This window comes from Streptomyces sp. NPDC002742, from assembly GCF_042888885.1.
Taxonomy (GTDB): domain Bacteria; phylum Actinomycetota; class Actinomycetes; order Streptomycetales; family Streptomycetaceae; genus Streptomyces.
On the sequence record NZ_JBIAQF010000042.1, the window covers coordinates 34,894 to 61,789 of the forward strand.

Genomic DNA, 26,896 nt, shown 5'->3' on the forward strand with positions numbered 1-26,896 from the left:
GTGCCCTGCGGCATGCCAGCCGCCGCACACGGCCACCCGTGTGAAGGAGCGCGATGTGGCTACGTCCCCACCAGCAAGAGGCCCTGGCCGCGATCCGGGCGGCCGCGGGGGAGGGCCGGCGGCGGATGACGGTGGTCTCCGCCAGCGGCAAGACCCTCATTGCCCAACGCGTATCCGTCGAACTCGTCCCCCGGGGAGGGACGCTGGTGCTGGTGCCGACCGCTCGCAAGTGGCGCGAAGCAGGCTACCGTAGCCTGCTGATCGGCGCGTGCTCCCTATCCCAGGAAGACAGCGGCCTGTCGCCCTCGGAACTCACCATGACCAGCGATCCGGCCGCCATTGCGGCCCAGGTGGCCGGCGCATGCGGGCCGGCGGTGGTGGCGACCTACGCCTCCCTGCACCGCCTGAAGGTCGCCCACTCCAGCGGCCTGGACACCTGGGATCTGCTGATCGCCGACGAGGCCCACTGCACCTGCGCCGCGTTCGGCGACGGCTGGGGCCCCGTCCACGACGGTACCCTGATCCCCGCCGCCACCCGCCTGTACATGACCGCCACGCCGAGGATCTGGGCCGCCCGCGCCGGCCTGCTCGACAGCGAGGGCTGATGGGAATCTCTGAAATCGGTTCTGTAAGCGATCTCGTGAACGCCGAGGGCAGGGCCGCATCAAGGGTGCGGGTGCGCCGCCCACCCCGAATTGGTTCTTCAAGTCCAGATGGGGGTTTTTACGGTCAACGGCCCTGTCTCACATTCGGCGGTAACACCGAGTGAAGTCGGATGTGCAGAGTAATAACTGCTGGCCAACTCGCAAATCGCGCCGCGAGAGCCTCTCGGAGGCCGCTTTCGGAGAGGTGGCACCGAAGGCTGGACGCGTCCCTTCCAAGCTGCAACGGAAGCGTCCGAGGACGGCCTTCGGCAACGTAACGTTCCGGCACCACCGAATGTGAGACAGGGCCTGATTCATGACACTCTCCCCGGTCCTTCTTTGGCCGGGGACCTTTGGAGCATCAGGTAGCCAGCCCCATGTCCAGGATTTTGGCGGCCTTACCGATCGAGCCTGGCATGAGGTGCCAGTAGATCTTGAACGTGATGTCGAGGCTCCTGTGTCCCATCCACTCAGCGACATCGGTGATCGGGATACCGCTGGTGAGGCAGTTCGAGGCGAAGAAGTGGCGGAAACTGTAGACCACCATCCCCTCGGGGACGTCGACACGGCCAGCCGTCTTGATCCTCCGCCACCGGTTGGCGAGGCCGTAGTACGGGAAGGCCTTGCTGGGATCCTTCGGGTGGCGGAGAAGGTACCCGTCTACGGTGCCGTGTTTCTCCGCGTACCACTCGATGGTGTCCTTGATCCGTGCAGGAAGGGGCACGTCACGGTACTCGCCGGCTTTGCGGTGCTTGAGCCGCGCGTAGTCCCTGGTGGTCTGGTTCACCTGCTCGCTGATCCGGTAGACGTCGTCTGCCACGATGTTGTTGATGTTGACTGCCGCTGCCTCACCGTTGCGCATCCCGCAGCCGCTCATGAGATCGGCGATCAGAAGGAACGTGTCGTCATCGGCCGTGCGTATCTCTCGAAGCTGTGGGACCGAGGGAATGACCGCACGTGTCGGGTCGTACTGGGGAGGCTTGATACCTCCCAGGGGGTTCTGATCGAAGATGCCCAGCCGGTGAGCATCGAGGAGGATCGCTTTGAGCTTGTCGTAGGCGTTGGACTGCGTGGCCAGACCTACACCGTTGCGCTCCATCGTCTGAATGAAGCCGTCCACGACCTTGTGGTCGAACGTGTTCATCCGGCGGCTTTGGAAAGCCGGGAAGAGGTGGTGTTCGAGGAGCGAGTCGAGGTGCCTGACGGACGCCGCGCCGAGATCCCGCTGGCCGGCCTTCCACTCGGCGGCGTACTCCTTGAACTGCATCCCCCCGTACTTGTGGATGCGATCCGCCCTGCTCTGATTCCTCGGAGCGGCCTTCTTCGCGTTGTAGACATCGGTCAGTCGCGTGATGGCCTTGTCCTGGGTGGCGAACCCGGACTCCTCGGTCTGCTTCCCGGCCGCGCTCCGGTATCGGATCTTGTACTCGTGGGGGCACTTGGACCACCGGGACTGGGGATGCTCGCAGTCCTTGAAGAAGGTGCCCATGCCGCGGGCCAAGCTCTTGCTCGCCATGCTGTGTCGACTCCTCTGGAACCCATGCTGACGGTTTGCTGACCGCCGATGGTCCGAGACGTCTCTGACCTGCACGAAGCCGTGAAACGCGTGATATGTGGTGGAACTTCACCAGCGTTGTCGCGCCGTTGGTGTCGACGAAGCGGAAGGTGTGGACGCCGAAGCCCTCCATCATCCGGTAGGAGCGCGGGATGCCGCGGTCGGACATGTTCCACAGCGTGTGGTGGGTGGCCTCGGTGTGCAGCGTGACGAAGTCCCAGAACGTGTCGTGGGCGCTCTGCGCCTGCGGGATCTCCCGGTCCGGATGCGGCTTGCCGGCGTGGATGACGTCGGGGAACTTGATCGCGTCCTGGATGAAGAACACCGGAATGTTGTTGCCGACCAGGTCGAAGACGCCCTCGGTGGTGTAGAACTTCGTCGCGAAGCCCCGGGTGTCGCGTACTGTGTCGGCCGAACCGCGCGAGCCCAGCACGGTGGAGAATCGCACGAACACCGGTGTCTCGACGTCCTTGCCCAGGAACGCCGCCCTGCTGATCCGGCCCGCAGTCCCGTAACCCTGGAAGACGCCGTGGGCGGCAGCTCCACGGGCGTGCACCACCCGCTCCGGGATCCGCTCGTGGTCGAAGTGGGTGATCTTCTCGCGCAGGTGGTGGTCCTGCAGCAGCACGGGTCCGCGCGTACCCGCCTTCAGCGAATGGTCGGTGTCGTACAGCCGCGCACCCTGTGCCGTGGTCAAGAATTCCCCGCCCTGCGCGACCTCCGCCTGCGGGGCCCCGGTGACCTGCCCGGTGGGGCTGTACGTCTCCGGACCGCGCTGGTCGGGCTTGGGCGGCAGCTGACCGGTCGGCTCGGTCGGCTCGTCGACAGTCGGCGGCACCGGACTCGGCGCGCCCGGGATCTCGTTACCGGGGTGGCGGCCCTCTTGGACCTTCTGGGCGACCTTGGCGGTGACGGCCGTCACGGGACTCTTCTTCTTGGTACTCACAGCGTTTCCGATCATTGAGGAGAGGCGGGAGGACTCTTTCCGTCCCGAGGACGGGTCGCGTGAGATCCGCTGGAGGTGAGTACCCCGGTCGGTGACCGCGACGCAGCCGCACACCCGACCGCGCGGGAGGTTCACCCGCTGGGTTGTCCGCGACGGCCCCATTTCGTCTCGCGGCTCCGCTTGTGAACGTCAGGGAGGCTGGGCCTCGACGCGCTCGTGGCGCCCGCAGGGCAAGGCGCTACCCATCGGCCCTGCGATCACGGCCAGCGAGGCGCTGAGGAGCACGGTGAGGATGGTCTGCCGGAGGAATCTCACCAGGGTGTCGTAGAGGGCTGCTGCGGCGTCCTGCGACTGGGCTGCCGGAGGTGCCGATCCAGGTGGATCTGGCGCATGACGGCGAGTCCGATGAGCGGCCCGCACATCATGGCGCCGATGCCGATGCCGATGCCTGCGGCGATCAGTGCAACCAGGCGCGAGGGTGCCGCCCAGACGCCCAGCCCGGCGAGCACAGCCACCGCCACGGGCAACCACGGGGCGACGACGCCGAGCCAGCGGGCCGCATCACGGGCCTCACTCCGGGCATGGGCGCGAGCGTGACACCGAGCGCACGAGCAGGTACAGCCGAGCCACCAGAAGTCGAGATCCGCGGCTCCCCGCCAAGACCCTCTGCCGGCCGGCCGTTCACCCGGCGCAACCGCACCGCGGCCACACCGGACGACGTGCCGCCACGGGGCTTGTGCGGCCGCCCCTGCTTTGGCCGGGCCGTCACCACACATCGCCCGATAGGACAGGCGCGAGCGGGACATGCGGGTGCGGCGGGGCTGGTGCGGTCGCGGCCGGGGCGTCCCCGAGAAGAGGTGGCTGGGGCTCGAACGGGAGGCCCAGGAGGAGGAACCCGGAGCCGGTGAGGTCGAGTATCAGAGCCAGTGTCGGTGGTGGGTGGTGCAGTCGCAGGGTTCCACCGGCCTCTGTGGTCTGCTGCGCGGCGCGCAGGAAGGCGTTGAGGCCGCTGCAGTCGCAAAAGGTGACGCGGGCGAGGTCGACGTCGATGGTGCGGATGCCGTCGTCCAGGCACCGTTTCAGTGCAGCGCGTACCAGCGGCGCCGATTGCAGGTCGATCTCACCGGCCAGGGTGATCAGGGGCCGGCTTCCTCGGTCGTGGCGTTAGACGGTGGGCTGCGGGAGGGGCATGACGCCTCGGTTCTGATGACCGTCCGGCAGCCGACGCCGTAGCGCCGGATTCCCGGACCCTCGTGGCGCGCTGCCGGCAGGGACGTACCTTCGGGGGAGGGGAAGCGAGGCCGGTCCGACAGCCTGTGCGTCACGCCAGGGACCCACCCGATTCCCTCCAGGGATGGACCAGGTGACGGACGAAAGGTCCACTCCCAGCGCCATCTGAGTCGAGCATCGACAAAGCCGCCAGGGTCTGGGACGTCCGTACGCAGCATAGTCGTTGCTCGGTGCGCGGGGCGGCCCGAGCCGCCCCGCTCAGGATGTGGACGGTGCGATAGCGCGGTGACGAGCGTATATCCGGTGCCCTGTACGGTACTTGGGCCTGCGGCCAGAACGCCGCGGACAACAGCCGCTCAGAGACAGAGCAGTCCGTCGAGCCCAGGAAGGGCTTCGCGTGACGGAGCCGAACACTTCAACCGTGCACAAGCCCGAGCGCGATGAACCGGCACCGGCGGGGGCGACGCTGCAGGCGCGGTCCGGCCCTGAGAAAGCAGAGCTCTCGTCCCTGATCCGGAGGGTCACGAGTGGAGGGTCGGCTACGTCGCGGCGTGCCCTGCCCGGCACCGAGTCAGCCGTCAGTGCTCGCTTCGACGGGCCTGCTGCGGCGCCGTCCCGGTGGCTTCCAGTGGACCCTGCACAAGCATGCCCGATAAGGGCAATTAGTTCGTATGGATAGGTTTTCATGCATTTCTATGGGTTACGCGGAAGAGGGGGAGACAGGAGGCCAAGATGATCACTCAAGGGCAGATTGCCACCGTGCTGGACCACCCGGTGCACGATGTCGACGGAAACAAGATCGGCGACACCAAGCATGTCTTCCTCGACGATGCGACCGGCGAACCCGAGTGGGTCAGCGTCAAGACCGGGCTCTTCGGCACCAGCGAGTCCTTCGTCCCCACTCGCGAGGCGACCATGGTGGAGGACCACCTCGAGGTTCCCTACGCCAAGGCCACCGTCAAAGACGCCCCCAACGTCGACGTCGATGCCGGAGGCTTCCTCTCGGCGGACGAGGAACACCGCCTCTACGAGCACTACGGCATCGCGCTGGACGAAGGCCGAGGCTGGCAGCAGGTCATCGACCAGCCTGACCAGGGCGGACGGGACCACCGTCGCGCACGGACGGTCACCGACGGCAGCGACAGCGCCTCGCTGCCCTACGACAACACCACTGCTTCGGGTATCGCCCGCGGAGGCCAGGAGACCGAGTCTGCCCGCTCCGACAGTTCCGAAGACGGCGTTGCGAGGACGGGCTCTGAGCCGGGACGCGCCGGCGCGGATGGCTCCGCGGCAGGGCAGGCACGGCTGCGTTTGTACGTGGCTCCCGAAGAGCGGCGATAGGAACGCCCCGGGGCTCCAGACGCCGAGTCCAGTCCGCACCTGGACGTCGTCACCGAGCACGGACTCGCGTTCTGTACGGCTCCTGTGCGGCGAACCGTCGGGGGCACGACATTCACCAGCTTTCGATGGGCGCCACGCAGGTGTCCCACACCGATCGAGGCGACCACCATGACAGACAACATCACCAGCGTCGGCGGAGGCAGCCGGCCTGACACAGGCGTCAGCCCGCTCAAGGGCCGCACCGGGGCCGGAGCTCCGGCCGAGACGCGGGGGAAGACCACCATCGCGGACAGCGTGGTGGCCAAGATCGCGGGCACGGCCGCCCGTGAGGTACCGGGCATCCACGGCCTGGGCGCGGGGATGGCCCGCGCCTTCGGCGCCGTGCGGGAACGCGTCCCAGGGGGAGGCGGAGGCGGAGCCACGCGAGGGGTGAAGGTCGAGGTCGGTGAGCGCCAGGCCGCCGTCGACCTGGACGTCGTCGTCGAGTACGGCGCCTCCATCGTCGACGTCGCCGGCGAGGTGCGCACCAACGTGATCAGCGCCGTGGAACGGATGACGGGACTGGAGGTCGTCGAGGTGAACATTGCCGTGGACGACGTCCACCTCCCCGACGACGAGGAGGAAGAGGCCGCATCGGACGGGGGCCGCGTGAGGTGATCGACCGCCGTGACCCATGGCCATGCCTCGTGCATGGGCGGGTGATCATACGGACGATCGCGCTCGCGAGACGGGTGAGTGCATGATGAACGCAGCAACGACGGGCCTCGCGGCCGGCATGGCCCTGGGCTTCGCCGGCTACTTCGGCGGCTTCTGGGCATTCCTGCTGGTTCTGGTCCTGGGCACGGCGGGGCTGATCGGCGGCCTCGCCTTGCAGGGTGACCTCGACCTCCGTACGCGGAGGCAGCGGTGACTACTGCCCGAGCCGGATCCCTATCCCTCGGCGATGCGTCTGGTCCACCGGCACAGGTCGCCGGCCTGCCGCCCCCGGCAGAGCGGGGCGCCACCGTCATCCCGGACAGGGTGGTCGCCCGTATCGCCGCCCAGGCCGCACGCACGGCCCAGTCCCGGCGTGCCGCCATACCGCCCGACCGGAGCCGACCGGCGCCGCCCAAGGCCTCCGCCGCCATCCGTGCCGGATCGGTGCGCCTGCACCTGTCCATGGACCTGCCCTACCCCACCGACCTCCCCTATGTCTGCGAGCGCATCCAGGTCGACGTCGCCGAACGGGTGGCTCAGCTGACCGGCCTGGAGGTGGGAGAGGTCATCCTCACCGTCCGGCGTCTGGTGACCGCCGTCGATGTGAACCGGGGACGGGTCCGGTGAGCCGCCATGGTCCGGGCCGCCGGGCACGCCACGCCAGAAGGAGGCCGGAATGACACCCGACCCGAGCCCTGCCGCCCATAACTCCGGGCCATCCGCGCGCCGTGCCCCAGTGCCGCTGACGAAGGAGCCCGAGGAACCGGGGGAGCCGGCAGGGACCGGTCTGCCCGAACACGACGCACCCCCACCGAACCGGACGGCCGGTGAGGACGGCGGCGGGCACCGGACACACCGCCCGTGGTCCGCGCGCCGCCTTCCGGCCGCACTGGTCGCCTCGTTCGTTCTCGTGGCGGCGGGCGCGGCGCTGGTGGATGTGGTCGCTGTACGGGCGGGACGCCCTGCGGCTGCCTGGCGACGGGGTCTGGCCGATGAACTGGCCACCCGCCCCGTGGACGACGTGTGGATGCTCACGGGAGCCGCCGTGGCCGCCGCTGTCGGTCTCTGGTTGATCGTCCTGGCCTTCACCCCCGGCCTGCGTCACTGGCTGCCCCTGCGCTCTCCCGCGCCCGGACTGCGAGCCTCTCTGGACCGCGAGGGCGCCGCCGCCCTGCTGCGCGACGCCGCCATGCAGGTACCCGGAGTCGGCAACGCCCGCATCCGGGTGCGCCGCCATCACGTCAAAGCGCGCGCGGACGTTCGCTTCCGTGACCTCCAGCAGGTGAAAGACGATCTCACCGCCGTCCTCGACGAGGAGCGCGACCGGCTCGCTCTCGCCCGCCCTCCCCGCATCGTCGTGCGGGTGCGGCGACGTACCGACTGACAGAGAAACCCAGCACCGGAGCCCACACCATGACGCCGCGCCCCGCACTCAACCGCAGTCTGCTGGCCCTCGCCGGACTGGTTCTGCTCGGCGGCGGTCTGCTGATCCTCTTCGCCGGGCTCGACATCTACCGGCGACATGATCTCGCCCCGTTTGCAGGCTGGCCCCTGACCACCCCGAACGACGTCCTGCTCGGCTCAGCCGACCGGGCCCGCTGGAGCAGCCAGGGATGGTGGTGGTGGCCCGCGGTGATCGCCGTCCTCGTTCTCGTCGCCCTGCTCGCCCTTTGGTGGCTGCTCACCCAACTCCGCCGACGCCACCCAGGGGCGCTGCCCGTCGGCGGCACATCCCCGCGGGAAGGCGTCGAGCTGGCCGACCGGGCGCTGAGCGACGCGATCACCGCCGAAGCAGGCGCCTTGCCGGGGGTCGAGGAGGCGGCCGTACGTATCACTGGCGGCCCTGCCCAGCCCCGCGCCCGCGTCATGCTCGCTCTCACACCCCAGGGGGAACCCGGCGTCGTCCTCGATGCCCTCTGCTCAGGCCCGCTCCGCACCGCCAGCCGGTCCACCGGCTCCCCTCTTCTGCCCACCGAGGTACGCCTACAGGTCGCCCACCACAAACCGCACCGCGCCCAGTAAGAAGGCAGCCGACCACCCATGTCCGCTCCCTTCCGCTCGGGGCCGGTCACTGTGCCCGAAGACCAGGCTGGCAACGGCAGCCGATCGCGGCACAAGTGGGTGCACTGGGTCCGGCCGTCCGCCGACTCAGAGTCCGCTGATCCTGGCCACGAAGTAGCCCGCGACGATCACAGAGCCGAGGACGATAAGCGTGAGCCACCAATACGGGTGTTCCCAGATACCGCCGTCCGGCCGCTCCTGATGCGCCTCGGCGATGGAACCCTCGACAGGCGGAGTCTCACCTGGCGGTACGAGTGGATGTGTCATCTATCCACGGTCCTCCCGAATTCGTGACGGCGCATCTTCGCACCGGTCGGCATCTGTCCCTCGTCGACGGACTGCCGCAGTGCTGTGGTGGCACGCTCCGATGCTCGTCGATCGTGGCGAACGGTTCCGCGTCGTCTTTGATGCGGCCAGCACTTGGTGGACCGTGAACGACTTCGCTTTCCGGCGCCGGTCGGCCGGTCGGCGCGATGCCGCCCAACGGCCTGCTGACTGTTGTCACCGGCAGGCCGAGTCCTTGGCCAGCCGGGTCAGGGACTGCTCCACCGGCCACGCGGTGTTCGCGACTGGCCCGCTGCGGGGACCCATCGGCTCGATCTCCAGGGCCCGGTCTCCGATCGTGAACTGGGGCTGTCAGCTGTTCGGGCGCACTGCGCAACTCGGCAACGATGTGTTCGTAGCGTGGCTGACCGACGGTCCCGACCTTGTCGAACTCCTCGGACATGGTCACTACCCAAGCGCGGTCTGGGACAAGGAACTTCTGCCGTGAAGCAGACTTTGCATCCGTCACCGAGAGTCAGCATCGTCTTCGCTCGCGGAGGGCCGGGCGGGTTTGGTCCAGTTGCCTTCCACCGCGGTGATGGTGCAGTCGACTCCGGATCGGCGATCAGCCGCGTCGCCAGGCCGTCAGGTAGGCGACCTTGCGGCCCGCGCCTTGGGCAACGGGAGCTGGGTTCCCCGGCACGTCCAGCTCTGGCGGGGCACGCGCGGCACGATTCCGGCATCGGCTCGGCACTCGGCATCGCGCTGGCGGTCTGGTCGGCCTCCGGGTATGTGACGGCGTTCATCCGTGCCGCGAACGCCGTTTGCGACGTGACCGAGTGCCGAGTGCCGAGTGCCGAGTGTGAGCCTTGCCCAGCGCGGTCCTGGCCCGCCGAGCCGGACCCCGGCGCAGACGACCATGATGCCGGGAACGAAAGCCCGATTGGCCACTCAAGATGCGCCGAACCGGATACGCACCAGACTTGAATTCATGGCAGAAGAGCGTCGGCCGCGCGCCAGGAAATCCTCGACGACCAGTGCTCGCCGCGCACCGTCCGTGCGTGGAGCGGGAGATGCCGCGCGTGCTGCCTGCCGGAGTCTGGAAGGTCTGATCGGCCATCCCACGGAGGGCGTGTCAGCGGTGGGGCGTGAGGACGACGGTTGGTGTGTCGTCGTGGACGTCCTTGAGCTGCCGCGGATCCCGGACACGACGAGCCTTCTCGCGTCGTACGAGGTGCGGCTCGACCAGGACGGCGAACTCCTGGAGTACCGCAGGGTCCGCCGCTATCGGCGGGGTTCCGCCGATGAGTGATCAGTGACTCAGGTTTGCCCGACTACCGGAAGGACGCCCCATGCCTGCGACCACCTACTCCGACGAGGTAGTGGCGTGCCCGCCGCGCGCCGGCACGTTGTACGACGTGCTCGAACTCATCCTCGACCGGGGCATGGTGATCGACGTGTTCGTCCGGGTGTCCCTGGTCGGCATCGAGATCCTCAAGATAGACGCGCGCATCGTGGTGGCGAGTGTCGACACGTACCTGCGGTTCGCGGAGGCGTGCAACCGGCTCGACCTGGAACGTGACTCCGGTACCACTACCGTTCCCGAGCTGCTCAGCGGCGGTGACGACGACTCCGACGAGCCTGATGAGGACGAGGAAGAGCAGCAGGAACGGCCGAGGAAGCGGCGTGCTCCGGCCCGGGGCAGTAGCAGGCGACGACGACCCGTGGAGGCGTGAGCCGTGACCGGCGATGGTGTGTACGTCTACGCGATTATCCACGCGGGAGTGCCGCTGCCGGTGCCCGGCTACGAAGCCACTTTGCGACTGGGCGAGGCCGTCTCGGCCGCTCTGGAGAGCAGGGCCGCCGAGGCCGGCCGGCGAGTTCTGCGTGAGCTCACGCCCAGGGCCCGTGCGGTGGCCGCGGGTCCCGAAGTCCAGGGATGCGTGCTCAATGCGTCGTTCCTCGTCGATCGCGGTGACAGCGATGGCTTCCGAAGCGCTGCAGAGCGATTCGGCCGTACGCATCGCGACCGTGTGGAGCTGAGGCTTACGGGTCCGCTGCCTTGCTACAGCTTCGTCTCCGCCGAAGGAACTCCCGGCCGAGCCATCGGAGTCTGAGATGGGACTGATCACCGGCCTGCTCACCCTGCCCATCGCGCCGGTCCGCGGCGTCATCTGGGTGGCGGAGAAACTCCATGACGCCGCCGAGCGTGAGTTGCACGACCCGTGCGTGCTCCGTGCGCAGCTGGCCGTGCTGAACCGGGAATTCGAAGACGGAGGCATCAGCCTGGAGGAGTTCGAACGGGAAGAGGAACGGCTGCTCGACCGGCTGCATGTCGCGCAGGCCTGTTCCACGCCGAGCGATCGAAGGTGACGAGACATGGATGACAAGGAAAAGGTGGCTCTCGCGGCTGCGGTAGTGGGCGGCTATGTGCTGGGCCGTACGAAGAAGGGCCGGATGGCCTTGTCCATTGCGACCTACCTGGCGGGCCGGCGATTCGGCCTTGAACCTCGCCAGCTCGCCGCCGAAGGGATGCGCAGACTGGGGGAGATTCCGCAGGTCGCCGAGTTGCAGGAGCAATTGCGCGGGGAAGTGCTGGAGGCGGGCCGCAAGGCGATGACCGCCGCCGCCGACCGAGGCATGGCCACGCTTGCCGGCACCCTCAGCGAGCGTACGGCCCGACTTCTGGAGAAGGCGGACGAAGGGGAGGAGGGCGAGGAGGAGAACGCCCCGGAAGAGGAGGACGCGGAGTACGAGGAGGGGGAGGAAGAAGAGGAGGAAGAAGAGCCGGAGGCCGAGTACGACGAGGACCAGGCCGAGGCGGAAGAGGAAGAGGAACAGCCGGAAGCCGAACACGAACACGAGGACGAGGACGAGGAGGAACCAGAAGAGGAAGCAGAGGAAGAAGAACCAGAAGAGGAAGAAGAACCTGAGGCGAAGCCGCGGAGGCCCCGCGGTTCGCGACCCGACCGGTCCCGCAAGGCACCCGCGCCCGCGGCACGCAAGAAGGCTGCTCCCTCCGGCGGAGAGAAGCCTGGGGCGGCGAAGAAGACTGCGCCCAGCAAGAAGACCGCGGCCGGCAGGACGGCGAAGAAGGCCGCGGCGAAGAAGACAGCTCCTGCCAAGAAGTCCGCTGCTTCGAAGACGACGTCATCGAAGCGAGCAGCGTCCAAGGGCGCCGGTCGTGGGAGGTAGGTAGCCATGGCCGAGAAGGAAACGGACGAGTCGGCTGAGGGTACGTCGGGCATGGACAAGCTTCGTGGTGAGCTGTCCAAGTTCGTGTCCGCGCAGGTGGAGAATCTTGCCGAGAAGGCCGGCGACAAACTGACCGATGTCGCCGGGCAGCTCAGCGATTCGGCCGAGAGTGGCTCGCTTCCCGCCATCGGGTCCCGAATCCTCCAGGGCGACTCACCGCTGAAGGCCTTCGTCTCTGAGAAGGCCAAGGGTGTCAAGGACAACGTCGTGGACAAGGTCAAGGGCGCCTTCGGTGGTGGGAAAGGGAAGCGGAAGGCCAGCGGCGGCAAGGTCATGAACATCATCGAGGTTCTCGATGTGGGAGTGCCGCTCCGGGACACCTACGACTACTGGACGCAGTACGACAAATTCAGCAGCTTCGCCAAGGGCGTTCGCGACGTCTCCAAGGACGATGAGGGCGGGAGCGACTGGAAGGTCAAAGTCGGCCCTTCGTCGCGCAGCTTCAAAGCGACCGTCCAGGAACAGATTCCCGACGACCGCATCGTGTGGACCTCCGAAGGAGCCAAGGGCACCACCCGAGGCGCGGTCAGCTTCCATGAGCTGGCGCCCACCCTGACGCGCATCGTCCTTGTCGTGGAGTACTACCCGTCGGGCTTCTTCGAGAAGACGGGCAACCTCTGGCGGGCGCAAGGGCGCCGCATGCGACTGGACTTCAAGAACTTCCAGCGGTACGTGACCCTCACCAACGAGGAACCAGAGGGCTGGCGCGGCGAAATCCGTGACGGAGAGGTCGTCGTGTCCCACGATGACGCCGTCGAACAGGAAGAGGCCGAGCAGGAGGAGCCGGAGGGCGAAGAGCCCGAGGGTGAGGAGCCGGAGGGCGACGCCGAGGAGGGCACCGACTCCGCAGGCGATGGCGATGGCGAGGGTGAAGAGGGGACGGAGGACGCATACGAGGACGAAGACGAGGGGGACGCATACGAGGATGAGGACGAGGCCGACGAGGGGGCGGAGGACGCATACGAGGACGAAGAGGGGGCTGAGGAGGAAGACGAGCCGGAGGGCGAGGAAGAAGCTCCCAAGAAGAGGAGAGGGCAGAGGCGACGCCCGTGAGTGACGTCGACTTCCGGCAGGGCTCGTACCCAGTCTCCGGTCCTCAGACCACCAACCTCGCCGACATTCTCGAACGCGTTCTGGACAAGGGCATCGTGATCGCCGGGGACATCAAGATCGATCTCCTCGACATCGAACTGCTCACCATTCGGCTCCGCTTGTTCGTGGCATCCGTGGATACCGCGAGGAAGGCCGGAATCGACTGGTGGGAGAACGATCCGGCACTCAGCTCGCGGGCTTCACGTGACGCCTTGCAGGACGAGAACCGTGAATTGCGTGAACGGCTGAAAGAGTTCGAGTCCGAGGCGCCGGAGAAATCGCTCGAATCCGAGACGGCGGAGAAATAGCCAGAGCGGCGGCCCCACAGCAACGCCCCGAGTCGGCGAGGAACAAGGAGAACCGAGGCGCCTGACCGAGCGCGGTCCTGAGCTGTCGGGCGTCAATGCCATCTAGGTGTTCGCTCTCTGTCGGAACCCGGACCTTTCGGCCGCCGTCGGGCTGCCAGGGGTCACCGACGAGGTGCCTGTGGGCTCACTGTCTCCCGTAGATTGCGACCGCACGCCCAGCCCTCCGTGGAACGACGGGTCCAGATCCTCAATGCGGTATCCGGTGGCCGAACACCGCGCTGAGGCTCCCTGGGCGGACGGCGGCCCGCTGTGAGCGGATCCCGACTCGACCTGGACTCCGACCGGATGGGGCGCGACCTGGTCGCCCTGGTACTCACCGTGGTCGAACTCCGCAGACAGCTGATGGAGCGCCAGGCGATTCGCCGTGTCGAGCAAGGTGACCTCAGCGATGAGCAGGTCGACGAGATCGGGACCACGCTCATGCTGCTCGACCAGCGGATGGCGGAACTCTGCGAGCAGCACGGAGCGCGTCCGGAAGATCTCCATCTCGGCTTCGGCCCGCTCGGAATCCTTCTGCCCATGAGCTGAAGACGTTGATCCGGCTCTGCTGGATCAACGGCAACCCTGGGCCGCGCCGAAAAACTGCGAGGCATTCCGTCCGCCGGGGTAGCGGCGAATCATTGTCGCTGATGGTCAGGAGAATGCCCGGACAAGGTCGGCCACTACCAGTAGTGCCGTCGTCCGCCGACCTCGCGTCCCATTGCTCCCAGAATCCACAGCACAATTCCGATCGCGAGCAGAATGACCCCGATGGTCCAAAGGATTCCAATGCCCGCAACGAGACCGACAACGAGCAGGATGACTCCGAGGATGATCATGGTTTCCTCCGATGAGCGGGACGTCGTCTGCGGGCGTCCCCATCCTTTGTCACGGGTCCCCGCCTCCCCGGGGGACAAACGCGGATTCTGGCCCTACCCGAGGGAACGAGTCGTCGACGCCGTGTCCAGGGCGCAGGGATTCCTGGTTTCCGTGGAGGTGTCGAAGGCGTGTGTGTTCATGTGCAACGGCTTCGCGTGCGCCGCCGCTGTCTCCCGTGGCCTCGACCGCACCCGAACGGTCTGCCTCCCCGCAGTGGAGTCATGGCCGGATGCGTTCACGATCCTCCAGGTAATGCTGAGCATGATGCCGGTGGGGAGGGGTATTCGTCGATATCGACCTATTCATCGCTATTTCAGGGGTTTGTCGTGGCGATTCGACACCAAGTGATCGAGCGGTCCCCTGGCGCCGTCTGGGCGGTTCTGGAGGATCCCGAGCTCTACGCAGACTGGGTCGTGGGGACCTCCGCGTCGTGGCCACTGGACACTCGGTGGCCGCAGGTCGACGCGGAGCTGGCGTATCGCGTGGACCTGGGGCGGAGGGAGAGAGCGTCATGAGCAGTCGCATAGCCGTGGACGACAGGTGTATCGGCGCACTTCGGGAGCTGAAGGGAAAGCGAGAAGTCAACACGGTGATCTGCCGGCTGAGTGACGCCCTGGACACCCGCGTCCTCGAACGCCGAGGCAATCTGACACACGACGAGCTCCTGTCGGGCCTGCCCGCACACGAGCCCAGGCTCGTCGTCTACGACCTGGCCTTCGCAACGGTGGACGGAGCGCGTCGGAACAAGATTCTGCTGATCTCCTGGCTGCCGCGAGGAGTCGCTCCCCAGCACGAGGCGCCCTACGGTCACGCCCATGCTGCGCTGTTGGAGGGGCTGGACGGAAGTCCGTTGTCCGTGCGGGCCACGGAGTTGGCAGACCTGGACTACCGGCGCCTTGTTTGCCAGGCCCGGGCGAGAGCGCGGTTCCGGGGCACCTCGGGGAGCATCGCCGGATCCACCGTCTCCATGGGGCGCAGCGGCGCCCTGGCCGATGGCGCGCAGTCCGCGTCAACGAGGCGATCCGTGTGAGATACCGCCGGCGGGAACGAGTCGCCGCCCGCTTCGCCCACTCTCAGGTGCTTCCTCCGGTCGGCATGCCGGACGGGCGTGCCGACCCGCGCCGCATACTCTCTGGAGGTCTGGCATGACTCTTTCCACCGCGTCCGATCCGCTCGCCGAACTGTCCGCGGCCGGAGTGTCTGTCTGGCTGGACGACCTGTCCCGCGAGCTGCTGGCCCGGGGTGAGCTGAAGGAGGTGATCGCGGACAAGCATGTCGTAGGGGTCACGACGAATCCCACGATCTTCGCCTCCGCGCTGTCCAGAGGGGACCGCTACAGCGAGCAACTGCGCCGGCTGGCACGTGAGGGTGTGAGCGTGGATGATGCCGTCCTCGCCCTGACCTCCGACGACGTACGGGCAGCCTGCCAGGCGCTCGGCCCGGTCCACCTGCAGACCGGCGGGAGCGACGGTCGGGTCTCCATCGAGGTCGATCCCCGGCTGGCGCGGGACACCGACGCCACGATCGGCCAGGCGCGGAAGTTGTGGGAGACCGTCGACCGGCCGAACCTTCTTGTCAAGATCCCGGCCACCAGCGAGGGCTTGGCCGCGATCACCCGCGTCATTGCCGAGGGCATCAGCGTCAACGTCACCCTGGTCTTCTCCCTGGAGCGCTATCGCGCGGTGATGGATGCCTACCTGACCGGACTGGAGCGGGCCAAGGCCGCCGGACACGACCTGGCGGACATCCACTCCGTCGCCTCGTTCTTCGTCTCCCGCGTCGACACCGAGGTCGACCGTCGCCTCGACGCCCTCGGCACCCCCGAGGCCCAGGCGCTCAAGGGCAAGGCCGCGATCGCCAACGCCCGGCTCGCGCACCAGGCGTACCAGGAGTTGACCGCCGGGTCCCGCTGGCAGGCCCTCGTCGCGGCAGGCGCCCGCCGGCAGCGGCCTCTGTGGGCATCCACCGGGGTCAAGAACCCTGCCTACCCCGACACGATGTACGTCAGCGAACTCGTCATCGCGGGCACCGTGAACACCATGCCCGGCGCCACTCTGGCAGCGTTCGCCGACCACGGCGCTCTGCCTGCCCGCACGCCGGCCGCCGATGTCTACGCTGGCGCGACAGCCCATTTCGAGGCGCTGGAGCGTGTCGGCGTCGACTTCACGGATGTCACCGACACGCTCGAACGTGAAGGGCTCGTCAAGTTCGAGGACAGTTGGACCGAACTCACCGCTTCGGTGGACCGGGAAATGCGCGCCGCCGCCACCGACGAGTCGGGAACCTTGCAAGCGTCCCCGAAGAAGGCCTCGGGCGGCGCCGACCTTCTGGCGATCTACCTCAACGACCACCTCTCCGGCGCGACCGCCGGCCTGGAACTCTTCCGGCGGGCCGCCCAGACTCAGCAATACCGGGAACAGGGCACCACGCTGGCCGAATTGGCCCATGAAGTGGAGCAGGACCGTGATTCGCTGACGCAGATCATGGCCGACCTCGCGGTGCCGACCGCCTACACGAAAGTCGCCCTCGGCTGGCTGACCGAAAAGGCGGGCCGCGCCAAGCCCAACGGCCACCTCTTTTCCCGCTCCCCGCTCAGCGACGTCCTGGAACTGGAATCCATGCTGCTGAGTGTCCAGGGCAAGGCGGCCTGCTGGCGCAGCTTGCGAGCCCTGGCGGAGACTGACGGGCGCCTCTTCGTCGAACACCTGGACATACTTGTGGAGCGCGCCGACCGCCAGTCCGCCGTACTGGAGCGGCTGCGTCTCGCTGCTGTCGAGTCCGCCTTCCGCTGCACCCAGCCCTCCGTGTGACGGTTGCGGTCCCTCCCGGCTCCCATGTCTCCGGGACAGGCAGGAATGTCCACTTGTATGCCCGGTATGTATCAATTGTGCATGGTGGGTACTCGGTGGGGCGTGGCTCCCGGCCTTGGCCATCGCCACCCGGGCGGAGGCCTGCACGGGATGCGGGACCGTGATCGGTCCGAGTTGCGCAATGGCTGAGGAGGATGCATGAAGGCGTTGGCATGGCACGGCAAGAGGGACGTACGCGTGGACACGGTCCCCGATCCCGAGATCCAGGATCCGACCGACGTGATCATCAGAGTGACGACGACCGGGCTGTGCGGGTCCGACCTGCACCTGTACGAAGTCCTGGGACCGTTCCTCGACGCCGGCGACATCCTGGGCCACGAACCGATGGGGATCGTCGAAGAGGTCGGCTCCGAGGTGGTGAACGTACGCGAGGGTGACCGGGTAGTGGTCCCGTTCAACATCTCCTGCGGCACGTGCTTCATGTGCAAGCAGGGCCTGCACTCGCAGTGCGAGACCACCCAGGTCCACAGTCAGGGAAGCGGCGCGTCCCTGTTCGGGTACACCAAGCTCTACGGCCAGGTCCCCGGAGGGCAGGCCGAGTACCTGCGCGTGCCGTTCGGCAACACCCTGCCCATCGCCGTCCCTCCGGGACCTCCGGACGACCGGTTCGTCTATCTGTCCGATGTCCTGCCGACCGCGTGGCAGGCCGTCCACTACGCGGCCGTCCCTCCCGGTGGCAGCGTCGCGGTGCTGGGCCTGGGACCGATCGGGGACATGTGCACCCGCATCGCCGCCCATCGCGGAGCCGGGACGGTCATCGGGATCGACCTGGTACCCGAGCGGCTGGATCGGGTGAAGGCGCACGGGGTGCACACCCTGAACCTTGAGGAACACGGAGACGGGATCGTGGAAGCCGTCCGTGACCTCACCGCCGGACGGGGCCCCGACTCCGTCATCGACGCCGTCGGAATGGAGGCCCACGGCGCCGCCGCCGCCCAAGCCGCCCAGCAGATGACCACCCTGTTGCCCAGCAAGCTGGCTGCCACGTTGATGCGACGCGTAGGCGTGGACCGCCTGTCTGCGCTGCACCTGGCGATCGAGCTCGTCCGCCGCGGCGGCACGATCTCCCTGTCCGGTGTCTACGGAGGGATGGCCGACCCCCTGCCTCTGCTGACCATGTTCGACAAACAGATCCAGCTGCGCATGGGCCAGGCCAACGTCTGGCGGTGGGTGGACGACCTCCTGCCCCTGCTCACCGACGCCGACCCTCTCGGCGTCGAATCCTTCGCCACTCACCGCATGCCACTGGAACAGGCCCCTGACGCCTACGCCATGTTCCAGAAGAAGCAGGACGGCGCAGTGAAGATCCTCTTCAACCCTTGACCGGCTGCCCCGAGTTCACGTCCTGCAGTGGGCAGCGACCGCGCACGCAGCGGCTCACGCGTGCCGCTGTGGGCCTGCGGCCACCGCAAGTGCCGCATCGGAGAGTGTGCAGTGACCGAGCGGCAGGGTGCTCTGCGCTCTGGACGACCGGGTCGCCGTCGTGACGGGTGGCGCTCGCCGGCGCCCACGGGAGCTTCACCCATGATGGACGAGTGCCGAGCTTCCAAGGCCGGCGTCGAGTCGTTTGTGCCGGCGATGCGTGCTGAACTGCCCCCCCCGCGGTACAGGCCTGGGTGTCGCCCAACTGAACTGGATGGACACCGACATGATCCGCGACGAGGATCAGCCGCCGTGCTGCGGTCGCACATGCCTGAGCCGGTCGGATCGCGGAACTGGCTGCACTGTCGCCTGGTTGTAAGCCGCCGAGCATGATTCATCGTCCTGCCGTTTTGGTCCACTTGTCATAGAAAGCGCGATTCGTTCATGACCGCTGGGCGCCCTGTGTAGGAGGGCGACGGACCAGTGAGGGTGCGCCCCCGCCGGGATCATGCACAGGCTTGCCGGCTGCGCGAGCTGCTGAACCAGTTCCGTGCGGATGTCGCGCACAGTGTTCCGGTGCGCGCCACTCGATCCTTCTGGGGCACTCTGGCGGTGGCCTGCGGATGCTTGAGGGGTAGTGGTCGTCGCCGCGGCGGCACTGGATCGAAGGCCGGTGGATGGATCGCGGTGTTCTTCTCTACGGGGGACGGGCATCTGCGCCCGGAAATCGCTCCGGCGCCTGGCGTCGTCCAGGGTCCAGTGGGTCTTGCCGTCAGGGAGATTGTCGATCGCGGCGAAGCGCTCCGCGTCGTCGCCGATGCGGGCCAACACCTGGTGGACCGTGAACGACTCCGCTTTCCGGCGCCGGTCGGCCGGCCAGCGCGATGCCGTCCAGCGGGCCTCTTCGGCCGTCGTCACCGGCAGGCCGACGTCCTTGGCCAGCCGGGTCAGGGACTGTTCGACCGACCAGGCGGTGTCCGCGACTGGCCCGCTGCGGGGACCCATCGGCTCGATCTCCAGGGCCTGGTCCCCGATCGTGAACTGGGCCTGCGTCAGCTGTTCGGCCGCACTGCGGAACTCGGCAACGATCTGCTCGTAGCGTGGCTGGCTGACGGCTCCGACCTTCTCAAGCTCCTCGGACATGGTCACTACCCAAGCGCGGTCTGGGACAAGGCACTTCGGCCGTGAACGGAGCAGACTTTGCGTCCGTCACCAAGAGTCACATCAGTAGCCCTTGGATTGCAACGAACGACTGCAATGGACCGATATTTGCGTGGAGTTGGGAGCGTGATGCGTTCCATGAGCGTTCCCTGTGACCGGTTCGCGAACGGTCTTTTCCGGCGCTTCCGGGCTGCTGGCACGCCTCACGCCTCGCTTCGCGGGGGCTGTGTGTACTGCGCGAGCTGCCGCTCCAGCTCCGTGCGGACGTCGGTGCACAGTTTCCCGGTGCGGGCCCATTCGATGATCAGTTCCGACACGTGACGGAGCTTGATGTTCGTCCGCTGGGAGACCTCCCGGATCACGTCCCATCCCTGTTCTGGTGTCAGATGACCTATGGCGAGGACGACTCCGATGGCCTGGTCCACCACGGCGTGCGAGCGCATCGCTTCGTGAAGCTGGGCATTCTCGCCCTGTAGTTCCTCCACGAGTCCTTCTACACGTTCCTCCACGTGTTCCTCCAGCGAATCCTGAGCAGCTGGACCCGATTCGTCGGTGTGGACTACCGCCGCACCTTCGCAGTTACTCCCTGACTGGTCACCAGTTCTTGGCATTCTCTGCCCGAACGTGCTGGAAACACCCCTGCGCAGGACCGTTCAGAGACCCAGATCACCGTGTCAGAGCAGCGGGAACGACCAGAAGGCAGCCGGCGCCAGGGCTTGGCTGGTGTCCGGTCGCGCGCGGGCTGAGCTGCGTGCTGTGGTGTGCCCGTCTTCTGAACGGCTGGGGTGAGAACCCGGTTCGGCTATGCGGCGGCGGTGCTGAGGATGACGTCGGCGGTGATGCGCTTGCCGACGGGCGTCTGCTCCACGGTGACGGTACGGGCGAGGGCTGTGACGATCTCCAGGCCGTGCTGGCCGATGCGTTCCGGGTCCGGGGCCTTGGCGGCCGGCCGGACGGGGTTGCTGTCCCAGAGTTCGACCCGCAGGACGGGGCCGGTGATCCGCAGGTGCAGCAGGGCCGGTCCGGCGGCGTACTTGCGGGCGTTGGTGACGAGTTCGCTGACGATCAGTTGGACGATCTCCACCACGGCGCTTGCCACCGGGATGCCGTAGTCGTCTCGTACCTTCGTCACGAAGACGGCTGCGAGTTGGCGGGCCTGGGCGATGCGGGAGCCGTCGCTGTCGAGTGCGAGTGAGGCTTCCAGCGGTGGGGCAGCGTCGGGCCGTTCACCGTCGCCATTCCTAGGTGGTTCGTCCATTTCCCCCCGCTTCCGTCACGCTGCCGGTTACCCCTTCAGGCACCGCGTATGCCAGGTCGGCACGTTACCTGTGGCACAGCCACGTGGATGCAGCACCCGTAGGATGTGGTGCTTCGGGTCTTCCGTACGGAGGCGCTGGCCTGCTACCGCAGAAGGTTTTGAGAAACACGTGGCAGACATGCATGAGACAGCCGAGCAGCCCGGCCGCCTGTCGATCAACCGGAGCATCATTGCGGACATCCGTGTCCTGGTCCTGAGCGGCGAGATCGACGCTGACAACGTCGGCCTCCTGGCCGAGGCCCTTCAGGTAGACGGCAAAGGACCGGTCCAGCTGGTCATCGACCTCGGTGCGGTCACTTTCATGGACTCCAGCGCCATCAGCGCCCTGGCCGCCGCGCGCCGCGACGCCACGTCGGCCAGTGGCTGGATCCGGATGGCGGCCCTGACAGCACCGGTGCAGCGCGTCGTCGAAATCGTCGGCCTCGACACGATCATCCCCTGCTACCCCACGCTCTCCCAGGCCCTCCTTCCTTGAGCTGGGGGCATCGTGCACCGACAGGACACGGGCTACTGCTGTCCCGTGTATTCCATGCGGATGTCCCGAGCCGTGCATGAACACCGGCGCAGCACGCCTGACGATCGCCCCGCGTCGCGCGAGAGGGCGTTGAAGGTGTCGGGCAAAAGAGACAGCGAGCACCTGGCTGATGTTGGGGCGGACGGTGAACATGCCAGCCGTGCCGGTGACGTCCAGGCGCCGCTGGAGGGAAGGGCTGATCGGGCGTACAAGATGGATGCCGTGAGCGTTGCGGGCATTGACCGGCAGGCCCGGCAGGAATTCAGCCTCCGAGGGTGGCGGGGAGCGCCCTCGACGGCCATCGAGCGGCCGGAGGGAGGCCTCTCTTGGTCGCCACCATCGCCGGCCGCCTGTCTGCCGCCGGCGCCGTGGCCCGGCCCAGATGCCTCGGCGGCGTGTCCCACCCCGTGAGGGAGGGACACGCCGCCGGCGCGTGCGGAGAGCCGGGGTCAGGCGGTGGTGAGCATGCCTTCGCGGAGTTTGGTGAGGGTGCGGTTGAGCAGGCGGGAGACGTGCATCTGGGAGATGCCGAGGTGTTCGCCGATCTGGGCCTGGGTGCATTCGTCGACGAAGCGCATGTGGATGATGCGCCGTTCGCGGTTGTCGAGTTCGGCGATCATGGGGGCCAGGGCGTTGAAGTCTTCGACGAGTTCGAGGGCGTTGTCGTCGGTGCCGATGAATTCGGCCAGCGAGGCTTCGCCGTCGTTGCCGGAGCTGATGGTGGCACCGGGGGAGGCTGAGTTGTAGCCGTTGGAGGCGAGGCGTGCTTCGTTGGCCTCTTCCTCGCTGAGGCACATCAGTTGGGAGAGTTCCTTGACGGTGGGGTGCGGCCGAGCCGGCTGCGGAGCTCCTCGGTGGCCTGGCGAGCTGGATCCGTGCTTCCTGCAGTCGCCTGGGGACATGGACGGCCCAGGAGGTGTCGCGGAAGAAGCGCTTGATCTCGCCGACGATGTAAGGAACCGCGAAGGAGGTGAACTCGACTTCGCGGGTGAGTTCGAAGCGGTCGATGGCCTTGATCAGTCCGACCATGCCGACCTGGACGATGTCTTCCATCTCGTCCGGGCCGCGGTTGCGGAAACGAGCGGCCGCGAAGCGGACGAGGGTCATGTTCATCTCGATGAGGGTGTTGCGTGCGTACTGGTACTCGGGCGTGCCTTCTTCGAGAACGGCGAGCTGGTCGAAGAACAGCCGGGACAGCACCCGGTGGACCGTGGCCCGTGACGGGGCCGACTCCAGCCCGCGACCGGCGAGTTCGTGACAGATCCGGTGGGCACCCCACCGGGGATGCCGGCGACGCAGCTCGCAGATCTCGGCTTCCACCTCGGCCGACAGACAGGGGGGACTGTTCCGAGGGCGTCGGGAGCGGTCCAGCAGGCCTGGCATGCCTTCCTGCTCGAACCGCCGTCGCCAGCTGTGGAGTGTCTGACGCGAGGTGCCGTACCGGGCTGCGACCTCACCGATTGGAGACCCGCCGAGCACCTCGCGGACAGCCCGGTAGCGGTACTCGGCCAACTGCTGTACATCCACGACCACCGAGCGAAGCATCCTTGCCTCAGCGGGGGGGGGAGTTGACGGACGTTCAGCCGAACGTGTCGACCATGTCCAGAGCACAAACGGTCAAGCATCTCCTGAGACCTCACACCGACAATCCGAGCAGTTCCTCCCGCAGCGCGTGAATCGTGGCCTGCTCCCACCGGCGCCTCTGACGTTCCTCGGCAGGCTGCCCGGTCAGCTTCCTGGTCTGTGACTCGGCTGAGTCGAGAGTCGCGGCCGCTTCCTGCGCGACCCGCTCCGATGGAGCATCACGCGCGCGACTTCGCCCAGGCGAACTCGGGTTCGCTGGAGCGGCTGCCTGCTGAGAGGGCAGCGGGACGCAGACCCCAGGCGGTCAAGGGCAAATACGCGGCGCCGCAGTCACCTGGCCGCGCGGGGCGACGACCCCAGAGGCAGGCGCTCTGCCCGGTGAAGACAGTCGGGCGCCTCGTGGCAGTGCACCGCCGCGAGTGTCGTGCGCGTGGGAAGTGATGCTTTATGGCGGCGTGACATGTGTCCGTGGTGTAAGGGGCACTCGCGATGGCCATGCAGGCAAATCAGACGTATGCCAGGAGTGACACTCTTGTTTGAACCAGGCTTTAGGCAAGCCCCGCACCACGGCTGGCCGAGGGAAGGCACCGGCGTACCGGACGGCGTCGGGGCCGGTGGAGTGTCTCCCGCTGGCGCGCATCCGCAGGGTGATCGGGCGCGTGACCTATCGAGCGTACGAGCAGGTGCGCCGAGGGCGTGATCATCGACGTCGTCCTGGAGGAACCGTTCCGCGGCTGCGGGCTGGGCGCCAGGGCAGTCACATCTGCGTTCCTGCATCCCGATGTCACCTGGCACACCACACTGGACACTCGCCTCACTCGCGCTCTGCGGCGCCGGACGTGCATCCCCAAGGCGACTGTGGGTGGGAACTGCTCCCATGGCCGGTCTGCTGTCAGCCCCTGCTGGTAGTTGAGGGCTAGCCCGGCATCACAGCCGTTGGGCTCCCGGACGGGGGAGCCCAGGACACTTGCCGTGCTGGCTAACCAAGATTGGTCGGCGTTCGTTCACATCCTCCCTCAGCGGCTTCCGTCTCCGGCAGGCGAATCATCAGGGTTGACGCCGGTATAGGCGGAGGCATCCTTCTTTCCGCTGGGGCGGCGGGATTCTCCGCGGCGTCCGGTGTCGTGCATGCCTTCGGACTTTCCTCGGTCTTCGCCACTCGCGGTCAGGCTGTCTGAGGGCGTGCCCACTCCCGATGCCTCTTTTTCTGCCTTCGTAGGCACCTTGCGGGGCTTGTCGGGCTCAGGGGCGTACTTGTCGGGGTGGAAGCTGCGGTGGGCGCTGGGGTTCGGTTGCTGTGACTCGTCGTCCACGGACGGGCCCCAGCGTAGTTGACGCCCTCCCTCGGATTTGCGCGATCCTGCTTCATCTGCAGGCTGCCTCGATGTCTTCGCCATTGCGGGACCTCTCGTCCTTACGTGTTTGTGGTGGCTCTCTTTGCGCTGCGGACGGAGCACGGCCCGCCCGGACACCACAACGCACCGAGTGCCCGGTCACATCTGCGCAAAACGTGACATAGCGCTCCCGTCTGTCGCTCATGCTGTGGGAGTCTGCAGGGATGAGGCGTGCTGCCGGAGCCGCTGGTCCAGATCCCGGCGGATGCCGGAACAGAGATCATCGGTCCGGCATCCGCAACGTGCCGGACCTTGATGGCGGTCGCGGGGGAGACCTCTCTGCTGCCGGTGTCAGGAAGGCGGTGTATGCCTCGGGCGGCAGGGCCGACGTGAGGGCCAGGACTTCACGTCCTGTCGGCCCCCACGTTGGTTTGTCAGCCGGGCCAGGTTCCGGTCAGGCTGCGCGTGGTGGCGGCGACGGCGCGGTCGACGGCGGCTTTGACTCCGGCGAAGATGGCGCCCTGAAGCGTTGCGGCCAGGAGGACCTCGCTCCATGTGCGGTCCTCGTCGGTGGCGTCGGGGGCGTCTTTGTCGTGACCGAGTACTTTCCATGCCTGTTTAAAGACAGCCCCGGCGATCATTCCGCTGACGGCCCCCAGGACGAGCCCGACCGGTTTATAGGCGATCGTCGAGGCCTTCATCTGCTCAGCCCTTCTTGCGGCGGCTGGCCACCCACAGCACGGTGACGCCCGCGGCGGCGACCAGCAGCACGGTTCGGTTGTCCCGTGCCAGCTGCGCAGACTGGGCCACCTTCTGCCGCAGAGGTTCGGGCGCCTTCTCCTCCCACATCCGTCCGGCCTGGGCTGCCGTGGTACGGACCTGCCTCGCCGCCTGGGAGGCCTTGTCCTTGACCGAGTCGGGCAGCTTGTCCTGGACCTGGGAGGTGGCCTTCGCGGCCCGAGCCTTGAGCTCGCCGGTCTTGGCGACGGCCTGGTCCTTCAGCTCGCCGGCTTTGTGCTGTGCGCGGGCCTTGACGTCGGTCTTGTCGGTGAGGGCCTGGATGGTCTGCCCGAGGTCGTGGCGGGTCTGCTCGACGTGCTCGCGGAGCTGGTCGGGGCTGGGGGCGCTCTGTTGATCACGGGGTGTGTGGGTCATCGGTGTGCGCTCCTCTTGATCTCGGCCATGTCGGCCTTGACGTTCTCGATCGTGCTCTGGGGCGTCGGCGGAGCGGCCTTGCCGATCTGCTTCTTCCCGCTCAAGGCCAGGACGGCGGTGATCACACCGAGAGCGGCGGTGACGATGAGGGCCGCGGCCCACACCGGCAGCAGCAGGGCCACCGCCGCGATGACGGTGGCCACCAGCGCCTGGAGCATCAGGAAGCCGGCCAGCGAGGCGCTGCCGAAGAGCCCACCGCTCTTGCCGTAGCGCCTGCCCTTCTCCTTCATCTCCGCCTGCGCCAGCTTCATCTCGCCGCGCACCAGCTCAGTCAGCTGTTGTGCGGCCTGCTGTACCAGCTCGCCCACCGGCTCGTGCCCCACGTCGTGCGTATCTCGGCCCGGCCCGAAGCCGTGCGGTTGTGTACTCGACACGCGATCACCTCTTGCTCTGTTTCGTTCCTGTCAGTCGGGTCGGGCCGCGGTGCTCCGGCCGTCCGATGAGTGGGCGAGTACCCAGAACCGCGGAGTTCAGGAGAAAATGATCTGCTGCGACCATGGATGCGGTGTGGAGTCGGTACGTGGCCGCTACAACCAATGCCGCAGCAGACACGGGACATGCAAGGTGAGCCAGGCGCTGCCCAGGCCGATCAGGGCACCGGCGGCGACATCCGTGGGGTAGTGAGCACCCGACTGCACCCGCTCGACGGCCAGCAGGGCGGCGGGCACCGCGCACAGGACACCGGCCAGCGGCAAAGCGGGGGCGATGGCGGAGGTGAAAGCGACGGCAGCCGCCGTGTACCCGGAAGGGAAGGAGGAGGCGGCGGGCCGGTCCTCGACTTCATCGTGCTCGATCCACTCCTTGGGCGGGCGGGGCCGGTCGACCAACTGCTTGCCCACACCGTTGGACACCAGCTGCGCGATGGCGAGCGCGCAAGCCCCGACACTGCGGCCCCCCGCCCGCGCCGCCCGCCGAACGCCGTCATCACGACCGCGGCGCCACACCACAGCTTGCTGCTCTCCGCCGCCTCCTCCACCGCCGACAGCAGCCGGCCGACGGCAGGTGGAATGCGGGAGGCGGCCTGTTGCGTCAGATGCCGATCCGCTTGGCTCAACCCCGTTGTCAGTCTCATGAGCTGCGGGTATCCCCAGGCGAGTCGTTGCATACCCGCCAAGCGCCCGGTCTGTCACTCATCGCCTTCGTCGAGGCGGCGTAGGTCGTCCTCGTCCCATGTCCGGGTGTCGCGCGGCTGGGTGTAGGGCTCGGTCTCCGGCGGCATGCCTCCGGC

General features: G+C 67.5%; 31 protein-coding genes and 4 pseudogenes. 20 read left to right on the forward strand and 15 right to left on the reverse strand.

Going from position 1 to position 26,896, the window contains the following annotated elements:
* Nucleotides 1-53 precede the first annotated feature (53 nt).
* Nucleotides 54-605, forward strand: a complete 552-nt coding sequence (locus ACFYW8_RS41475) for a DEAD/DEAH box helicase family protein (protein ID WP_389091706.1) — start codon at nt 54-56, stop codon at nt 603-605.
* A 400-nt stretch (nt 606-1,005) separates the two neighbouring features.
* Here ACFYW8_RS41475 and ACFYW8_RS41480 read toward each other — a convergent pair whose 3' ends face one another.
* The 4 genes and pseudogenes from ACFYW8_RS41480 to ACFYW8_RS41495 all read right to left on the reverse strand — a co-directional run bounded on the left by ACFYW8_RS41480 (nt 1,006) and on the right by ACFYW8_RS41495 (nt 4,285).
* Nucleotides 1,006-2,160, reverse strand: a complete 1,155-nt coding sequence (locus ACFYW8_RS41480) for a tyrosine-type recombinase/integrase (RefSeq protein ID WP_389091709.1) — start codon at nt 2,158-2,160, stop codon at nt 1,006-1,008.
* A gap of 100 nt (nt 2,161-2,260) precedes the next feature.
* Nucleotides 2,261-3,160 (reverse strand): annotated as a pseudogene (locus tag ACFYW8_RS41485) (catalase); the annotation flags it as partial.
* A gap of 296 nt (nt 3,161-3,456) precedes the next feature.
* A complete protein-coding gene (locus tag ACFYW8_RS41490) occupies nt 3,457-3,666 on the reverse strand; it encodes a hypothetical protein (protein ID WP_389091713.1) in 210 nt (69 codons plus the stop codon).
* A 244-nt stretch (nt 3,667-3,910) separates the two neighbouring features.
* Nucleotides 3,911-4,285: an STAS domain-containing protein gene (locus tag ACFYW8_RS41495; RefSeq protein ID WP_389091827.1), complete on the reverse strand. Its 375-nt coding sequence runs from the start codon at nt 4,283-4,285 to the stop codon at nt 3,911-3,913.
* 822 nt (nt 4,286-5,107) lie between these two features.
* Here ACFYW8_RS41495 and ACFYW8_RS41500 point away from each other — a divergent pair.
* From ACFYW8_RS41500 to ACFYW8_RS41525, 6 genes and pseudogenes are all read left to right on the forward strand, one after another.
* A pseudogene (locus ACFYW8_RS41500) lies at nt 5,108-5,419 on the forward strand (PRC-barrel domain-containing protein); the annotation flags it as partial.
* A gap of 465 nt (nt 5,420-5,884) precedes the next feature.
* A complete protein-coding gene (locus ACFYW8_RS41505; protein WP_389091717.1) occupies nt 5,885-6,373 on the forward strand; it encodes an Asp23/Gls24 family envelope stress response protein in 489 nt (162 codons plus the stop codon).
* Nucleotides 6,374-6,455: 82 nt separating this feature from the next.
* A complete protein-coding gene (locus tag ACFYW8_RS41510) occupies nt 6,456-6,626 on the forward strand; it encodes a hypothetical protein (protein ID WP_261709101.1) in 171 nt (56 codons plus the stop codon).
* Nucleotides 6,623-7,039: an Asp23/Gls24 family envelope stress response protein gene (locus tag ACFYW8_RS41515; RefSeq protein ID WP_389091722.1), complete on the forward strand. Its 417-nt coding sequence runs from the start codon at nt 6,623-6,625 to the stop codon at nt 7,037-7,039. The genes ACFYW8_RS41510 and ACFYW8_RS41515 overlap by 4 nt, the downstream gene beginning before the upstream one ends.
* A gap of 49 nt (nt 7,040-7,088) precedes the next feature.
* Nucleotides 7,089-7,796 (forward strand): DUF6286 domain-containing protein, encoded by a 708-nt coding sequence (locus ACFYW8_RS41520; RefSeq protein WP_389091726.1) that lies wholly within the window; start codon nt 7,089-7,091, stop codon nt 7,794-7,796.
* Between the two features lie 29 nt (nt 7,797-7,825).
* Nucleotides 7,826-8,434: an alkaline shock response membrane anchor protein AmaP gene (locus ACFYW8_RS41525; protein WP_389091731.1), complete on the forward strand. Its 609-nt coding sequence runs from the start codon at nt 7,826-7,828 to the stop codon at nt 8,432-8,434.
* 126 nt (nt 8,435-8,560) lie between these two features.
* Here ACFYW8_RS41525 and ACFYW8_RS41530 read toward each other — a convergent pair whose 3' ends face one another.
* Complete coding sequence (locus ACFYW8_RS41530; RefSeq protein ID WP_389091734.1) at nt 8,561-8,740, reverse strand: DUF6480 family protein; 180 nt, start codon at nt 8,738-8,740, stop codon at nt 8,561-8,563.
* Between the two features lie 100 nt (nt 8,741-8,840).
* Between ACFYW8_RS41530 and ACFYW8_RS41535 the strand changes: the two genes are divergently transcribed.
* From ACFYW8_RS41535 to ACFYW8_RS41575, 9 genes and pseudogenes are all read left to right on the forward strand, one after another.
* Nucleotides 8,841-9,245, forward strand: coding sequence for a hypothetical protein (locus ACFYW8_RS41535; RefSeq protein ID WP_389091738.1), 405 nt, complete (start codon nt 8,841-8,843; stop codon nt 9,243-9,245).
* A gap of 483 nt (nt 9,246-9,728) precedes the next feature.
* The gene (locus ACFYW8_RS41540) at nt 9,729-10,049 is read left to right on the forward strand and encodes a gas vesicle protein (protein WP_389091743.1); all 321 of its coding nucleotides are present in this window, start codon (nt 9,729-9,731) and stop codon (nt 10,047-10,049) included.
* Nucleotides 10,050-10,089: 40 nt separating this feature from the next.
* On the forward strand, nt 10,090-10,473 hold the full coding sequence (gvpJ, locus tag ACFYW8_RS41545) for a gas vesicle protein GvpJ (RefSeq protein WP_389091748.1): 384 nt from the start codon (nt 10,090-10,092) through the stop codon (nt 10,471-10,473).
* A gap of 63 nt (nt 10,474-10,536) precedes the next feature.
* Nucleotides 10,537-10,854: pseudogene (locus ACFYW8_RS41550) on the forward strand (GvpL/GvpF family gas vesicle protein); the annotation flags it as partial.
* Between the two features lies 1 nt (nt 10,855).
* On the forward strand, nt 10,856-11,110 hold the full coding sequence (locus tag ACFYW8_RS41555; protein WP_389091752.1) for a gas vesicle protein GvpG: 255 nt from the start codon (nt 10,856-10,858) through the stop codon (nt 11,108-11,110).
* 6 nt (nt 11,111-11,116) lie between these two features.
* On the forward strand, nt 11,117-11,932 hold the full coding sequence (locus ACFYW8_RS41560) for a histone protein (protein WP_389091757.1): 816 nt from the start codon (nt 11,117-11,119) through the stop codon (nt 11,930-11,932).
* Nucleotides 11,933-11,938: 6 nt separating this feature from the next.
* The gene (locus tag ACFYW8_RS41565) at nt 11,939-13,045 is read left to right on the forward strand and encodes an SRPBCC family protein (RefSeq protein ID WP_389091761.1); all 1,107 of its coding nucleotides are present in this window, start codon (nt 11,939-11,941) and stop codon (nt 13,043-13,045) included.
* The gene (locus ACFYW8_RS41570) at nt 13,042-13,392 is read left to right on the forward strand and encodes a gas vesicle protein (protein ID WP_389091765.1); all 351 of its coding nucleotides are present in this window, start codon (nt 13,042-13,044) and stop codon (nt 13,390-13,392) included. Before ACFYW8_RS41565 ends, ACFYW8_RS41570 begins: the two co-directional genes overlap by 4 nt.
* Nucleotides 13,393-13,701: 309 nt before the next feature.
* Nucleotides 13,702-13,980, forward strand: a complete 279-nt coding sequence (locus ACFYW8_RS41575) for a gas vesicle protein K (RefSeq protein ID WP_389091768.1) — start codon at nt 13,702-13,704, stop codon at nt 13,978-13,980.
* Nucleotides 13,981-14,114: 134 nt separating this feature from the next.
* Here ACFYW8_RS41575 and ACFYW8_RS41580 read toward each other — a convergent pair whose 3' ends face one another.
* Entirely contained in the window at nt 14,115-14,270 is a 156-nt protein-coding gene (locus tag ACFYW8_RS41580) for a DUF6131 family protein (protein WP_384802628.1), read from the reverse strand.
* A 551-nt stretch (nt 14,271-14,821) separates the two neighbouring features.
* On the opposite strand from ACFYW8_RS41580, the gene ACFYW8_RS41585 reads away from it, so the two are divergent.
* From ACFYW8_RS41585 to ACFYW8_RS41595, 3 genes are all read left to right on the forward strand, one after another.
* The gene (locus tag ACFYW8_RS41585; RefSeq protein ID WP_389091774.1) at nt 14,822-15,340 is read left to right on the forward strand and encodes a hypothetical protein; all 519 of its coding nucleotides are present in this window, start codon (nt 14,822-14,824) and stop codon (nt 15,338-15,340) included.
* 115 nt (nt 15,341-15,455) lie between these two features.
* Complete coding sequence (gene tal, locus ACFYW8_RS41590) at nt 15,456-17,120, forward strand: transaldolase (RefSeq protein WP_389091779.1); 1,665 nt, start codon at nt 15,456-15,458, stop codon at nt 17,118-17,120.
* 198 nt (nt 17,121-17,318) lie between these two features.
* Nucleotides 17,319-18,503: a zinc-dependent alcohol dehydrogenase gene (locus ACFYW8_RS41595; protein ID WP_389091784.1), complete on the forward strand. Its 1,185-nt coding sequence runs from the start codon at nt 17,319-17,321 to the stop codon at nt 18,501-18,503.
* Between the two features lie 342 nt (nt 18,504-18,845).
* Here the strand turns inward: ACFYW8_RS41595 and ACFYW8_RS41600 are convergent, their stop codons facing one another.
* From ACFYW8_RS41600 to ACFYW8_RS41610, 3 genes are all read right to left on the reverse strand, one after another.
* Nucleotides 18,846-19,685, reverse strand: coding sequence for a DUF6192 family protein (locus ACFYW8_RS41600; protein WP_389091788.1), 840 nt, complete (start codon nt 19,683-19,685; stop codon nt 18,846-18,848).
* Between the two features lie 221 nt (nt 19,686-19,906).
* Nucleotides 19,907-20,212: an ANTAR domain-containing protein gene (locus ACFYW8_RS41605; protein WP_389091793.1), complete on the reverse strand. Its 306-nt coding sequence runs from the start codon at nt 20,210-20,212 to the stop codon at nt 19,907-19,909.
* Nucleotides 20,213-20,505: 293 nt separating this feature from the next.
* Nucleotides 20,506-20,961 (reverse strand): ATP-binding protein, encoded by a 456-nt coding sequence (locus ACFYW8_RS41610; RefSeq protein WP_389091797.1) that lies wholly within the window; start codon nt 20,959-20,961, stop codon nt 20,506-20,508.
* Nucleotides 20,962-21,139: 178 nt separating this feature from the next.
* Between ACFYW8_RS41610 and ACFYW8_RS41615 the strand changes: the two genes are divergently transcribed.
* A complete protein-coding gene (locus ACFYW8_RS41615; protein ID WP_389091832.1) occupies nt 21,140-21,496 on the forward strand; it encodes an STAS domain-containing protein in 357 nt (118 codons plus the stop codon).
* 488 nt (nt 21,497-21,984) lie between these two features.
* Here ACFYW8_RS41615 and ACFYW8_RS41620 read toward each other — a convergent pair.
* The 6 genes and pseudogenes from ACFYW8_RS41620 to ACFYW8_RS41645 form a co-directional block, all read right to left on the reverse strand.
* Nucleotides 21,985-23,080, reverse strand: a pseudogene (locus ACFYW8_RS41620) (SigB/SigF/SigG family RNA polymerase sigma factor).
* Between the two features lie 1,055 nt (nt 23,081-24,135).
* Entirely contained in the window at nt 24,136-24,432 is a 297-nt protein-coding gene (locus ACFYW8_RS41625) for a hypothetical protein (RefSeq protein ID WP_389091800.1), read from the reverse strand.
* 455 nt (nt 24,433-24,887) lie between these two features.
* Nucleotides 24,888-25,154, reverse strand: a complete 267-nt coding sequence (locus ACFYW8_RS41630; protein WP_389091805.1) for a DUF4235 domain-containing protein — start codon at nt 25,152-25,154, stop codon at nt 24,888-24,890.
* A 4-nt stretch (nt 25,155-25,158) separates the two neighbouring features.
* Entirely contained in the window at nt 25,159-25,608 is a 450-nt protein-coding gene (locus ACFYW8_RS41635) for a DUF3618 domain-containing protein (RefSeq protein WP_389091810.1), read from the reverse strand.
* On the reverse strand, nt 25,605-25,976 hold the full coding sequence (locus ACFYW8_RS41640; RefSeq protein WP_389091836.1) for a phage holin family protein: 372 nt from the start codon (nt 25,974-25,976) through the stop codon (nt 25,605-25,607). Before ACFYW8_RS41640 ends, ACFYW8_RS41635 begins: the two co-directional genes overlap by 4 nt.
* A 219-nt stretch (nt 25,977-26,195) precedes the next feature.
* The gene (locus ACFYW8_RS41645) at nt 26,196-26,519 is read right to left on the reverse strand and encodes a phosphatase PAP2 family protein (RefSeq protein WP_389091814.1); all 324 of its coding nucleotides are present in this window, start codon (nt 26,517-26,519) and stop codon (nt 26,196-26,198) included.
* Between the last annotated feature and the right edge of the window lie 377 nt (nt 26,520-26,896).